This is a genomic window from Variovorax endophyticus, assembly GCF_025376855.1.
Taxonomy (GTDB): Bacteria; Pseudomonadota; Gammaproteobacteria; order Burkholderiales; family Burkholderiaceae_C; genus Variovorax.
Window position 1 is genome coordinate 57670 of record NZ_JAHUTH010000001.1, and the last position, 12951, is coordinate 70620.

Genomic DNA, 12951 nt, shown 5'->3' on the forward strand with positions numbered 1-12951 from the left:
GGCGTCTCAGGCGGGCTGGTTGGCCGGATAGCGCGACAGCCGCTGCCGGTCGAGCACATTGATGCAGCCGTAGCCGGTCTTGATGAGCTGCGCGGCCTCGAGCTCGTGCAGCGCCACGTTCACGCGCTGGCGCGACACGCCGACCATCCAGCCGATCTCTTCCTGGCTGATCTGCAGGGTGGCATCGGTGTTGGGATAGAGCACCGGGTGGAACAGGCTCGCGATGCCGCGCGCGACGCGGCCCGTGGGCTCGAGCAGGCGGTCGAACTTGACCGTGGCGATGAACTGGCTGAGCCGCTCGTTCAGGTGCGACAGCATGAAGTGGTTGAACGGCACGCTCCTGTCGAGCAGCCAGGTGAAGGTGTCGCGCGGCAGATGCAGGGTGACGGTGGGGCGGGTGGCGGCGATCTCGTACTTGCGCTGCTCGACCTTCAGCAGCGAGCCCTCGCCGATCCAGCCGCCCGCGGCCACGCCCGTGAACATCACGGGCTTGCCGTCGGCCGAGGTGTCCTGCACGCGCAGGAAGCCCTCGATCACGCCGATCCAGCTGTCGGCGATCTCGTTGCGCTGGCAGACGAACTCGCCCTGGCCGTGCTCGCGCGTGTAGAGCGCCTTGTAGGCGGTCTCGCGCTCGCATTGCGTGAGCACGCGCGGCCAGATGCAGCGCTCCCAGAACGCCGCGATGTCCCTGGCCGGTGTCTTGCCCGAGGACATGGGTGCGTTGCCGCCCGGTTCAGCGCTTCTTCGAGCCGAAGATGCCGCCGAGCACGCCGCGCAGGATCTCCTTGCCGACCGAGGTGCCCATGGTGCGCACCGCCGACTTGGCCATGGTCTGCACCAGGCCGTCGTGCTTGGCGCCGCGCGGGCCGGTGTGGCCGAACAGCAGGTCGTTGAGCATGCCGCCGGCGCCCGAACCCTCTTCGGCCGGCTTGCCGGGCGCCGTCTTGCCCGCCGCGGGGGCATCGGGCGCGGTCTCGGCGCGGCCCTTGAGCTTCTCGTAGGCCGATTCGCGGTCGACCGCCTTCTCGTAGACGCCCGCCACCAGCGAGTTGGCCAAGAGCGCCTGGCGCTGCGCGGCCGTGATCGGGCCGATCTGGCTGCCGGGCGGCAGCACGTAGACGCGCTCGGTCACGCTCGGGCGGCCCTTGTCGTCGAGGAAACTCACGAGCGCCTCGCCGACCGCGAGCTCGGTGATGGCCTTCTCGATGTCGAGGCCGGGCTTCTGCCGCATCGTGGTGGCGGTGGCCTTCACCGCCTTCTGGTCGCGCGGCGTGAAGGCACGCAGCGCATGCTGCACGCGGTTGCCGAGCTGGGCCAGCACCGAATCGGGAATGTCGAGCGGGTTCTGGGTCACGAAATAGACGCCCACGCCCTTGGAGCGCACCAGCCGCACCACGAGTTCGATGCGCTCGACCAGCGCCTTGGGCGCCTCGTTGAACAGCAGGTGGGCCTCGTCGAAGAAGAAGGCCAGCTTGGGCTGGTCGGGGTCGCCGATCTCGGGCAACTGCTCGAACAGCTCCGACAGCATCCACAGCAGGAAGGTGGCATAGAGGCGCGGCGAATTCATGAGCTTGTCGGCCGCGAGGATGTTGACCACGCCCTTGCCGCCCACGGTCTGCATGAAGTCGGCGATGTTGAGCATCGGCTCGCCGAAGAACCTGTCGCCGCCCTGGGTCTCGATCTGCAGCAGGCCGCGCTGGATCGCGCCCACGCTGGCGGCGCTGATGTTGCCGTACTGGGTGGTGAACTGGCTCGCGTTCTCGCCCACGTACTGCAGCATGGCGCGCAGGTCCTTGAGGTCGAGCAGCAGCAGGCCGTTGTCGTCGGCGATCTTGAACACCAGGTTCAGCACGCCGGCCTGGGTTTCGTTGAGGTCGAGCATGCGCCCCAGCAGCAGCGGCCCCATGTCGGAGATGGTGGCGCGCACCGGGTGGCCCTGCTCGCCGAACACGTCCCACAGCGTGACGGGGCAGCCCAGCGGCTCGGGCAACTCGATGCCGCGCTCCTTGAGGGTGGCGGCCATCTTCTCGCCGATGGCGCCTTGCTGGCTGATGCCGGTCAGGTCGCCCTTGACGTCGGCCATGAACACCGGCACGCCGATGGCCGACAGCTTTTCGGCCATGGTCTGCAGCGTGACCGTCTTGCCGGTGCCGGTGGCGCCGGTGATGAGGCCGTGGCGGTTGGCGAGGGCCGGGAGGAGGGTGCATTCCACGCTGTCGTGGCGGGCGATCAGAAGAGGGTCGGCCATGGACGGTTCCGGGTCGTGTCGGGGCGGCCAGTCTAATCAAGCTGCCCTCCTATAATCCACGGCCCACGCGCCCCCGCGGCAAAAAGTTTCTGGAGGTTTTTCTTGTCTTCGACTGCTCAGCCCCCCATTCCCGCCGATGGCGATGCCGAACAGTCGCCGATCGAGCAGGAACTGGCCGTGCTGCTGGTGAACGCCCTCAATCTCGAGGTGGCACCGGCCGACATCGTCCCGACCGAGCCGCTGTACGGCGAAGGCCTCGGCCTCGACTCGATCGACATCCTGGAGGTCGCGCTCGAAGTCTCGCGCCGCTATGGCTTCCAGCTGCGTTCGGACGACGAACGCAACCAGCAGATCTTCCAGTCGTTGCGCACGCTCGCGGCCCACGTCGCCCAGAACCGCGCGGCCTGAATCCCATGTCACGTTGGCGCCTGGCGCTCCTGCTGCTGGTGGGGGTGGCCTATGCCGGTGCTTCCCACTGGATGATGCTGTTCCACGCCACCGAGCCGTGGGCGGTGGTCGTGCTGCTCGGGCCGCTGTGGCTCGCCGCCATGGGCTTCGCCGCCAGCCGCTTCGGCCGCTGGGGCTTCGCCGCGGTGGTCGCGCTGGGCCTGGCCGGCTTCGCGCTGGTGCTCAGCGGCGAAGCGGGCGACACCAACCGGCTCTACGTGTTCCAGCACGTGGCCATCAATGCCTTGCTGTGCGGCTGGTTCGGCTCCACGCTGCGCGGCGACAGCGTGCCGCTGATCACCCAGTTCGCGCAGCGCGTGCATCCGTTGCGCGGCGCGATGCGGGCCTACACGACGCAGCTCACGCGCATCTGGACCGCTTATTTCGCGCTGGTGGTGCTCTCGTCGATCGTGGTCTACCTCACGCTGTCGTTCTCGGCCTGGTCGCTGCTGGCCAACGTGCTGACGCCCGCCAGCGTGGCGCTGCTGTTCGTCGGCGAACACCTGCTGCGCTACCGGCTGCACCCCGAGTTCGAGCGCACCCGCATGGTCGATGCGGTGCGCGCCTTCTACGGCAACTCGTCGGCCGACAGCGGCGCCGGCGGCGGCCCGCGCTGAGCCCCGCCGGCCCGGCGGACCGACACGAAAGAGGAAAAGGCACCGCGTGACACCGAATCCTGGCCTGCTGCCGCTGCTCGCCGAGCGCGATCCCGATGCGCCGCTCGCCTGGCGCGCCGGCGTGCCGCTGAGCACGCGCCGCTTCCTGGCCGACGTGGCCCGCCTCGCGCCGCAGCTGCCGGCCCACGGCGCCGCGGTCAATCTCTGCTCCGACCGCTACGACTTCATCGTCGGCATGGCCGCGGCCCTGGTGCGCGGCCATGCCAGCCTGCTGCCGCCCGACGCGCGCGCCGACACCCTGTCGCGGCTGCGCGAATCGCATGGCGACGGGCTGTTCGCGCTGGTCGACGACCCGGCGCTGCAGACGCCCGGCATGACGCGGCTGGTGATCGAGAAAAGCGCCGGCCCGGCGCCCGCCGAGGCGGTCGACCCGGCCGCCGTGCCGATGATCGACGCCGAGCGCCACGCGGCCAGCCTGCTGACCTCGGGCTCCACCGGCGCGCCCCAGCCGCATGCCAAGACCTGGCGCACCCTCACGGGCGACGTGGCGGTGGCGGTGGAGCGCCTGTGCCGCGTGCTCGATCTTCCTTCGCTCGCGGGCCTGACGCTGGTTGCCACGGTGCCGGTGCAGCACAGCTACGGGCTCGAATCCTCGGTGCTGCTGGCCATGCTCGGCGGCGCCGCCTTCGACAGCGGCAGGCCCTTCTTCCCGGCCGATGTGGCGCAGGCGCTGGCCTCGGTGCCGCGGCCGCGCGCGCTGGTGACCACGCCGTTCCACCTCAAGACGCTGCTGCTGTCGGGCATCGCGCTGCCCGAGGTCGACCTGATCCTCTCGGCCACCGCGCCGCTGTCGCCGCAGCTGGCCGCCCAGGCCGAACAGGCGCTGCACGGCGTGCTGCTCGAGATCTACGGCAGCACCGAATCGGGCCAGGTCGCGATGCGCCGCACCACCGAGACCGAGGTCTGGGAGACTTTCGGCCAGATCCGCGTGCATGCCGAGCCGGGCGGCGAGGACGGCAACGAGCGCTTCATCTTCAGCGGCGACTTCCTGCCCGAGCCGACGCCGATGGCCGACGTGCTCGAGCTGCTCGACGAACGCCGCTTCCGGCTGTTCGGCCGCGCCAACGACCTGATCCACGTGGCCGGCCGGCGCAGTTCGCTGGCCCACCTCAACTACCACCTCAACAGCATTCCCGGCGTGGACGACGGCGCCTTCTGGCTGCCCGACGAGGTGGCCGACGGCGTGGTGCGGCCGATCGCCTTCGTGGTGGCGCCCGAGCTCACGGCGGCGGCCATCGTCGGCGCGCTGCGGCAACGGCTGGAGCCGGTCTTCGTGCCGCGGCGCGTGGTGCACGTGAAGAGTTTTCCGCGCGAGGGCACGGGCAAGCTCACGGTGCGCGCGCTGCGCGAGTTCGCGCTGGCGCAACTGGCCGAGGACGGCACGCCGGTGCGGCTCGTGCACACGGTGCCGGTCGACCATCCCGCGTTCGCGGGCCACTTTCCGGGCCAGCCGCTGCTGCCCGGCGCGCTGGTGCTGGCCGAGGTGCAGGAGGCGATCCGCCGCGTGCCGGCGCTGCTGGCCCGGCTCGGCCCCAACCCCACGCTGGCCGCGGCCAAGTTCCTGGCGCCGGTGCGCCCGGGCGCGGTGCTGGCGATCGAGCTGAACCCCGAGGCCGCCGGTGGCGGTGTGCGCTTCGACGTGCGCTGCGACGGCGTGGTGGCCGTCACCGGCCGCTGGACCCCCGTGGCAGAGTCGCCGCGATGAAGCACACCGAGGCCGAGACCCGCGCGGTGAACGCCGCCGCCCGGACCGCGCCCCCCGCGGGCGGCGCCACCGCCGACGCGGCCGACTGGACGCGCGCCCCCGAGCGCAGCAACATGCTCGCGCTGCGCTTCATCTGCTTCATGGCGATCTTCTTCGGCCGCCGCATCACGCGGCTCCTGCTGCCGCCGATCGCACTCTATTTCCTGCTGTTCGCGCCCACGCCGCGGCGCCACATCAAGCGCTACCTGTACCGCGCCATCGGCCCGCAGGCCGGCTGGGTCGACGGCTTCAAGCTGCTGCATGCCTTCGCCTCGACCGTGCTCGACCGGGTGTATTTCCTGCGCGGGCGCATGGACCTGTTCGACTTCCGCATGGACGGCCAGGTCGAGCTCGAGACAGCGGCGCTCGAGGGGCGCGGCGCCTTCCTGCTTGGCGCGCACGTGGGCAGCTTCGAGGCCATGGGTGCCTGCAAGCGCCAGCAGCCCGACCAGGCGCGCATGCGCCTCGCGATGCTGATGTACCCGGACAACGCGCAGCGCATCACCGCCATCCTCAACGCGATCAGCCTGCCCGAGGCGCGGCCGCACGTGATCGCGCTGGGCCGGCCGCACTCGATGCTCGCGCTGCGCGACTGGCTCGACGGCGGCGGCATGGGCGGCATGCTGGCCGACCGCACGCTGCCCGGCAGCGAGGAACAGCCCGCGCAGCAGCGCGGCAACAACATCGTGCTGCCGTTCCTGGGCCGGCCCGCCAGCTTCAACGACGGGCCGTTCCGGCTCGCGGCGCTGCTGCGGCGGCCGGTGTTCTTCATGGCCGGGGTCTACCGCGGCGGTGCGCGCTACGATGTCCGCTTCGAACGCCTGGCCGACTTCGGCCAGCGCCCGGCCGATGCCGCCGAGCGCGAACGGCTGATCCGCGCCGCGGTCGAAGCCTATGTGGCGCGCCTGGAGGCGCTGTGCCGCGCCTACCCCTACAACTGGTTCAATTTCCATGATTTCTGGCTCGAAGATGCAGATGCGCCCGCGGCGGCTTGAACGGTTCTTCCAGGCCCTGCTGCTCGTGCTGGCCTTCGGCGCCGCACCGGCCTGGGCCTTCGACCTCAACGAATTGATGGGCCTGCTGGCCAGGCAGAAGAGCGGCGAGGCCCGCTTCACCGAGCAGCGCTTCGTGCACGGCCTCGAAGGCCCGCTCGATGCGCGCGGCACCTTGAGCTTCGACGCGCCCGACAAGCTGGTGCGCCGCACGCTGTCGCCGCGCGTCGAGACCATGGCGGTCGAGGGCAACACGCTGACCCTGTCGCGCGGCGGCCGCAACCGCACGCTGGCGCTCGACAGCATGCCCGAGCTGCTGGGCCTGGTCGAAGCCATGCGCGGCACGCTCAGCGGCGACGGCACCACGCTGCAGCGCTATTTCCGCAGCACCGTGACCGGCTCGGCCAATCAATGGGCGCTCGACCTGACGCCGATCGACAGCCGGCTCGCGGCCCAGGTGCGCAGCATGCGCATCAGCGGGCGCGCGAGCGACGTGCTCGGGCTCGAGATGGAGTTCGTCGGCGGCGACCGCTCGGTGATGAATATCGTGCCCGACCGTCCCGCGGCCCAGCCCGCACCGGCCGCGCCGGCCGGGCGTACCACGCCGTGAGCGCGACCGCGCCGCAGGGGCCGCCGAGCTGGCAGCGCCGCGCGGTCGTGCTGCTGGTCTGGGTGGCGCTGCTGCTGGCCGGCGTGCTCGAGATCTCGCGCACCCAGTTCAACGCCGACCTGTCGGCCTTCCTGCCCAAGAGCCCGGATGCGCGCCAGCGCGTGCTGATCGAGCAGCTGCAAAGCGGCGTGGCCTCGCGCACCCTGATGCTGGGCCTCGAGGGCGGCACGCCCGAGGCGCGGGCGCAGGTGTCGCGCGCGATGGCGAAGGACATGCGCGAGAGCCAGCTGTTCGACCTGATCCAGAACGGCGACACCGGCGACTGGACCGAGGCCGGCACCTGGGTGTTCCAGCACCGCTACCAGCTCTCGCCGGGCGTGGCGCCCGAGCGCTTCACGGTCGAGGGCTTGCGCGACGCGATCAACGAGACGCTGTCGATGCTCGGCACGCCGGCCGGCAACGTGATCAAGCCCTTCCTCGACCGCGACCCCACGGGCGAGACCACGCGCATCGCCGAGGAACTGGTGCCGGCCAGCGCGCCGCGCAGCGAAGGCGGCGTGTGGATGTCGCGCACCGCGCCGCGCGCGCTGATGATCCTGACCACGCGCGCCGCCGGCAGCGACCTCGACGCGCAAGCGGTGGCGATCGCGCGCGTACACGCGGCCCACGAGGCGGCCACGCGCGACCTGGGCGAGGCCGGGCCGCAACTGCTGCTGACCGGCCCGCCGGTGTTCTCGGTGCTCAGCCGCGACAAGATCAAGACCGAGGCGATCCATCTCGCGATCGTCGGCGGCATCGTCATGGGCGGGCTGCTGCTGCTTGCCTTCGCCTCGCCGCGCGCGCTGGTGATCGCCTTCCTGCCGGTGGCCACCGGCGTGGTGATCGGCACCGCGGCGGTCAGCTGGGTCTTCGGCTCGGTGCACGGGCTCACGCTGGGCTTCGGCAGCACGCTGATCGGCGAGACCGTCGACTACGCCATCTACTACCTGATCCAGGCGCGCGGCGCCGCCGTGCCCGGCACCGGCTGGCAGCGCTGGCGCACGGTGCACTGGCCCACGGTGCGCATCGGGCTGCTGACCTCGGTCTGCGGCTTCGCGGCGCTGGTGTTCTCGGGCTTTCCGGGCCTGGCCCAGCTGGGCGTGTTCTCGATCGCGGGCCTGGTCGCGGCCGCCGTCGCCACCCGCTACGCGCTGCCGATGCTCGCGCCCGACGGTGCCACCGGCATGGGCATGCGGCGCCAGATGGCGAGCTTCGCGGGCCTGCTGGTGCGCAACCTGCCGCGCCTGCGCTGGCCGCTGGCGGCGCTGGGCGTGGCCGCGGCGGCGCTGGTGCTGTGGCAGGGCGGCCACCTGTGGCGCGCCGACCTCAGCGCGATGAGCCCGGTGCCGCGCGCGCAGCAGCAGCTCGACGAGATGCTGCGCAACGACATCGGCACCAGCGACGGCGGCATCATCGTGATGGCCAACGGCGCCGACGCCCAGGCGGCGCTGCGCAACAACGAGGCCGCGAGCGCGAAGCTCGGCGCGCTGGTCGACCGCGGCGAGCTCGGCGGCTTCGAGACCGTGACGCGCGTGCTGCCGAGCATCGCGGCCCAGCAGGCGCGCCTGGCGAGCCTGCCCGATGCCGACACGCTGCGCACCCGCCTGGCCGAGGCCACGCAGGGCCTGCCGCTGCCGGCCAGCCGGCTCGCGCCCTTCGTGGCCGATGTCGAGGCCGCGCGCCAGCTCAAGCCGGTGCAGCTCGACGAACTGCGCGAAGGCCCGCTGCGCGCGGTGGTCAGCTCGCTGATGTACGAGCGCCCGGGCGGCGGCTGGTCGACGCTGATCGCGTTGCACCCGGGACCGAAGTTCGAGCAGGCGAAGCTCGAGGCCGCGCTCGCCGGCGTGCCCGAGGTGCAGGTGGTCGACGTGGGCCGCGAGCTCGGCGGCCTCTACCAGCGCTACCTGCACGAGGCCTTCGTGCAGGTGCTGCTGGGCGCGCTGGCGGTGGTCGTGCTGCTGGGCATCTACCTGCGCTCGGGCCGGCGCCTGCTGGCGGTGTGCCAGCCGCTGCTGTTCGCCGTGATGCTCACGCTCGGCGGCATGGCCGTGCTGCAGGCGGCGCTCGGCATCCTGCACCTGGTGGGGCTGCTGCTGATCGTGGCGGTGGGCTCGAACTACGCGCTGTTCTTCGACCAGCTGCGCACCACGGGCCGGGCCGACGAGGACACGCTGGCCTCGCTGATGCTCGCCAACCTGACGACCGTGGTCTCCTTCGGCCTGATCGCGATCTCCGACATTCCCGCGCTGTCCTCGATCGGCCGCGTGGTGGCGCCGGGCGCGCTGCTGGCGCTGCTGCTGTCGGCCGCCTTCGCGCGCCGCGTGGCACCACCCGTGGGCGAGGCGGGGTCTTCGGGCGACGGCGCGCGCGGCTGACGCACAATCCCGCGCCATGTCGACCGCACCCGCCGCCCCCGAATCCTGGCCCTGGCCGCCCGCCATCCGCGCCAGCGCGGCCTGGCACGCGGCCGCCGTCGGCGCGGGCGTGCTGGTGCCGGGCGCCTGGCCCTGGGCCCTCGGCGCGATCGTGCTCAACCATGCGCTGATCACCGCGGCCGGCCTCACGCCGCGCAGCCGGCTGCTGGGTCCCAACGTCACGCGGCTGCCCGCGGCCGCCATCGCGCGCCGCGAGGTGGCGATCACCATCGACGACGGCCCCGAGCCCGCGGTGACGCCGCGCGTGCTCGACCTGCTCGATGCCCATGGCCAGCGCGCCACCTTCTTCTGCATCGCCGAGCGCGTGCAGGCCCGGCCGGCGCTGGCACGCGAGATCGTGGCGCGCGGCCACAGCATCCAGAACCACACGGCGCGGCACCGGCACAACTTTTCCTTCCTCGGCCCACGCGGCTTCGCCAGCGAGATCGCGCGGGCGCAGCAGATCCTGGGCGAGGTGACGGGCCAGCGCCCGAGCTGCTTTCGCGCGCCGGCCGGGCTGCGCAACCCCTTCCTGGAGCCGGTGCTGCACCGGCTCGGCCTGTCGCTCGTGAGCTGGACCCGCCGCGGCTTCGATACCCGCGAGGGCGATGCGCAGCGCGTGCTGGCACGCCTCACGCGCGGCCTGGCGGCCGGCGACATCCTGCTGCTGCACGACGGCAATGCCGCGCGCACCGCCCGTGGAGAACCCGTATTGCTGGAGGTACTGCCCTTGCTGCTCGAACGCCTGCGCGCCGATGGACTGCGCGCCGTGACCCTGCCCGAGGGGCTTCGGGAATGAGCACCGTGCTCTCGACCGACGGCGCCTGGCGCGAGCTGCACGAGGCCGCCACCGATCCCTACAGGAAGGGCGGCAGCTTCGCCTGGCATTTCGCGCGCGGCAAGCTCGGGCGCGATCCGGTCTTCCGCGGCCTGCTCGAACGCGGGCTGATCGATGCGCGGCATCGCCGCGTGGTCGACATCGGCTGCGGCCAGGGCCTGTTCGCGAGCCTGCTGGCCTCGATGAGCCGCATGCAGCAGCAGGGCCGCTGGCCCGCGGGCTGGGGCGCCACGCCGAGTGCCGCCGAGTACACCGGCATCGAGCTGATGCCCAAGGACGTGGCGCGCGCCGAGGCCTCGATCGGCCATCTGGAGCCGGCGCCGCGGCTGCTCTGCGCCGACATGTGCGCGGCCGATCTGCCCGATTGCGACCTGGTCGTGATCCTCGACGTGCTGCACTACGTGGACCATGCCGCGCAGGAAGGCGTGCTGCGACGCGTGCGCGACGCCTTGCAGCGCGGCGGCAGTCCCCGGGCGCGGCTGCTGCTGCGCGTGGGCGATGCCTCGAGCCGCCGCGGCTTCGCGATCAGCCAGTGGGTCGACCGCACCGTGACGCGCGTGCGCGGCCACAAGGTGTCGCCGACCTGGGGCCGTCCGCTGGCCGAATGGATGGCGCTGCTCGAGCGGCTGGGCTTCGGCGTGCGGAGCATCCCGATGAGCGAAGGCACGCCGTTCGCCAACGTGCTGCTGGTGGCCGATCTGGTGCCGGAGCTCGCGCGATGAGCTTCGTGCCGCAGACGCTCGAGCGCGACGGCATCGCGCAGCGCATTCCGCACCGCGGCAGCATGTGCCTGCTCGAACGGCTCGAGGGCTGGGATGCGGAGACGATCCGCTGCAGCACCACCACCCACCGCCAGGCCGACAACCCGTTGCGCACGGCCAGCGGGCTGCTGGCGCCGAATGCCATCGAGTACGCCGCGCAGGCCATGGCGCTGCACGGCGGGCTGCTGGCGAGCGAAGGCGCCACGCCCTCGGCCGGCTTCCTCGCGAGCACGCGCGGCGTGCGCACGACGGTGGCGCGGCTCGACGAGGTCGAGGGGCGCCTGCAGGTCGAGGCGCGGCGGCTGTCGGGCGACGCCCGGCAGGTGATGTATGAGTTCTGGCTCAGGGACGGCGAAGGCCGTGCGCTGGCCGATGGCCGCGCGGTGGTGGTGCTGAACACGCCGCTGGCCCTGGATACCCCGAAGGAATCATGAGCCTCCAAGGAAAACGCGCCCTGATCACGGGCGCCAGCGGCGCGCTCGGTGCCGCCATGGCCGAGCGCTTCGCGCGCGACGGCGCGACCGTGCTGCTGCATGCGAACTCGCGGCCCGAAGCGGTCGAGCAGCTGGCCGCGAAGATCGCCGCGGCCGGCGGCAAGGCCGAATGCCATGTCTTCGACCTGCGCAGCGACGAGGCCTGCGCCGCTGCCTGCGCGCGCATGCTCGAGCCGGGGCCGGTGCAGGTGATCGTCAACAACGCGGGCGTGCACGACGACGCGGTGCTGCCGGGCATGCGCGCCGAGCAGTGGCACAAGGTGATCGACATCTCGCTCAACGGCTTCTTCCGCGTGACCCAGCCCCTGCTGCTACCGATGATGCGCACCCGCTGGGGGCGCGTGCTCAACATCTCGTCGGTGGCGGCGCTGGTGGGCAACAAGGGCCAGGTGAACTACGCGGCGGCCAAGGGCGCGCTCAACAGCGCGACCAAGGCGTTGTCGCTCGAGGTGGCCTCGCGCGGCGTGACGGTGAATGCGATCGCGCCCGGGATCATTGCCTCGCCGATGGCCGACGCGGTGTTCGACCCGGCGCTGATCCAGCAGATGGTGCCCGCCAAGCGCGCCGGCAAGCCCGAGGAGGTGGCGGCGCTGGCGGCCTTCCTCGCGAGCGACGAAGCCGGTTACATCACCGGGCAGGTGATTTCCGTGAACGGCGGGATGATCTAGAGCGGCAGCGTGTCGAAGGCCGCGTACGCGGTCGCGAGCCAGGACTTCACGCGCTGCCTTTCGAGCAGGCCCAGCGCGTGCGGGCCTTCACGGTCGTTCACGGCCTTCCAGAAGCTGGTGCTCTGCGCATCGATCTTGCGCATGCTGGCTTCGTGCAGCCGCGGCAGCGCGATCACGCGCGCGCCGTTGGCGGTGGCCTTGGACATCGACTGCGAGCCGAGCAGGGTGCCGAAGTCGCTGCCGCGGCCGTAGTTCTGCACCACGATGTAGTTGGGCCGGTTGCCGAAGGTATCGACCAGCGTGCCGAGCAGGTCGGAGGAGTCCTTGCCGTCGTCGAGCACGTGCCAGAAATTGACGGTCACGCCGATCTCGGCGAAGACGTCGAACAGGTCGGATTCCTTGATCCAGCGCGCCAGCGGTGCCAGCGTCTGTGCCGCGAGGTCGACGATCACGCTCTGCTGCGGGTGGGTCTCGAAGCCGTTGACCACCGTGTCGAGCCCTTCGAAGCTGTCGACCACCACGGGCGAGGCGAAGCCTTCGTAGAAGCGGGTGAACGAGCTGTGCGAACGGTCGGTGTCGAAGCCCGTGAAGGAGCGGCTGTGGTCGATGAAGTACTGGGCCAGGACCCGTGCCGTGACCGACTTGCCGACCCCGCCTTTTTCGCCGCCGATGAAATTGATGGAGCTCATGGTGTCGCTGGTAGATGTGGAAGATTCAGGGAGCCGGCGACAGTTTGCCTCAGCTTCCGGGGGCGGGTTCCCGGGACGAGGACGAATCGCCTGAACGGCCGCTGTCGCCGCCGTGGGGCTGGCCGTGCGGGGAGGGCGCGGCGAGGCCGCCGTCGCCGCCGCCGCCGATGAAGCGACGCCTCGCGGCCGTGAAGGCGGCGCTGCCGGCACCGAGCAGGCCCAGGGCGGCGCAGGCCGCGCCCGCGTCGATCAACAACTCCAGAACCACGATACCGACTCGCATGCGCCAATTCCCGTCATGTTGCGTTGAACTATGTCACCTGGGCGGAC

The 12951-nt window shown here is 71.6% G+C and carries 14 protein-coding genes; 10 read left to right on the top strand and 4 right to left on the bottom strand.

All coding sequences use genetic code 11. The annotated features are described in order from the left end of the window. Positions 1-6: 6 nt before the first annotated feature. Both KV106_RS00265 and KV106_RS00270 read right to left on the bottom strand, forming a co-directional pair. The gene (locus KV106_RS00265) at positions 7-714 is read right to left on the bottom strand and encodes a Crp/Fnr family transcriptional regulator (protein ID WP_057596226.1); all 708 of its coding nucleotides are present in this window, start codon (positions 712-714) and stop codon (positions 7-9) included. 19 nt (positions 715-733) lie between these two features. Next, a complete protein-coding gene (locus KV106_RS00270; RefSeq protein ID WP_057596225.1) occupies positions 734-2248 on the bottom strand; it encodes a helicase HerA-like domain-containing protein in 1515 nt (504 codons plus the stop codon). Positions 2249-2350: 102 nt separating this feature from the next. On the opposite strand from KV106_RS00270, the gene KV106_RS00275 reads away from it, so the two are divergent. From KV106_RS00275 to fabG, 10 genes are read left to right on the top strand one after another with little or no spacing between them, the layout of a single operon-like run. Beyond that, complete coding sequence (locus KV106_RS00275; RefSeq protein WP_057596224.1) at positions 2351-2656, top strand: phosphopantetheine-binding protein; 306 nt, start codon at positions 2351-2353, stop codon at positions 2654-2656. Positions 2657-2661: 5 nt separating this feature from the next. Beyond that, the gene (locus KV106_RS00280; protein WP_261205617.1) at positions 2662-3312 is read left to right on the top strand and encodes a COG4648 family protein; all 651 of its coding nucleotides are present in this window, start codon (positions 2662-2664) and stop codon (positions 3310-3312) included. Between the two features lie 46 nt (positions 3313-3358). Next, positions 3359-5077 (top strand): AMP-binding protein, encoded by a 1719-nt coding sequence (locus tag KV106_RS00285; protein WP_261205618.1) that lies wholly within the window; start codon positions 3359-3361, stop codon positions 5075-5077. Beyond that, a complete protein-coding gene (locus KV106_RS00290; protein WP_261205619.1) occupies positions 5074-6111 on the top strand; it encodes an acyl-CoA synthetase in 1038 nt (345 codons plus the stop codon). Before KV106_RS00285 ends, KV106_RS00290 begins: the two co-directional genes overlap by 4 nt. Then, positions 6068-6718, top strand: a complete 651-nt coding sequence (locus KV106_RS00295; protein WP_261205620.1) for an outer membrane lipoprotein carrier protein LolA — start codon at positions 6068-6070, stop codon at positions 6716-6718. Before KV106_RS00290 ends, KV106_RS00295 begins: the two co-directional genes overlap by 44 nt. Continuing rightward, entirely contained in the window at positions 6715-9132 is a 2418-nt protein-coding gene (locus tag KV106_RS00300; RefSeq protein ID WP_261205621.1) for an MMPL family transporter, read from the top strand. The genes KV106_RS00295 and KV106_RS00300 overlap by 4 nt, the downstream gene beginning before the upstream one ends. Before the next feature lie 16 nt (positions 9133-9148). Then, positions 9149-9970: a polysaccharide deacetylase family protein gene (locus tag KV106_RS00305; protein WP_261205622.1), complete on the top strand. Its 822-nt coding sequence runs from the start codon at positions 9149-9151 to the stop codon at positions 9968-9970. After that, positions 9967-10731, top strand: coding sequence for a class I SAM-dependent methyltransferase (locus KV106_RS00310; RefSeq protein WP_261205623.1), 765 nt, complete (start codon positions 9967-9969; stop codon positions 10729-10731). Before KV106_RS00305 ends, KV106_RS00310 begins: the two co-directional genes overlap by 4 nt. Then, positions 10728-11204: a hydroxymyristoyl-ACP dehydratase gene (locus KV106_RS00315; protein WP_261205624.1), complete on the top strand. Its 477-nt coding sequence runs from the start codon at positions 10728-10730 to the stop codon at positions 11202-11204. The genes KV106_RS00310 and KV106_RS00315 overlap by 4 nt, the downstream gene beginning before the upstream one ends. Beyond that, positions 11201-11932 carry a 3-oxoacyl-ACP reductase FabG gene (gene fabG / locus KV106_RS00320; RefSeq protein ID WP_057596215.1) on the top strand — a complete coding sequence of 244 codons (732 nt, stop codon included), beginning with the start codon at positions 11201-11203 and terminating at the stop codon, positions 11930-11932. The genes KV106_RS00315 and fabG overlap by 4 nt, the downstream gene beginning before the upstream one ends. Here fabG and KV106_RS00325 read toward each other — a convergent pair. Together KV106_RS00325 and KV106_RS00330 are read right to left on the bottom strand one after the other, a co-directional pair. Continuing rightward, positions 11929-12621, bottom strand: coding sequence for a P-loop NTPase family protein (locus tag KV106_RS00325; RefSeq protein ID WP_057596214.1), 693 nt, complete (start codon positions 12619-12621; stop codon positions 11929-11931). The two genes, fabG and KV106_RS00325, sit on opposite strands and share 4 nt — an antisense overlap. Before the next feature lie 49 nt (positions 12622-12670). Next, positions 12671-12904: a hypothetical protein gene (locus KV106_RS00330; RefSeq protein WP_261205625.1), complete on the bottom strand. Its 234-nt coding sequence runs from the start codon at positions 12902-12904 to the stop codon at positions 12671-12673. Positions 12905-12951: the final 47 nt, after the last annotated feature.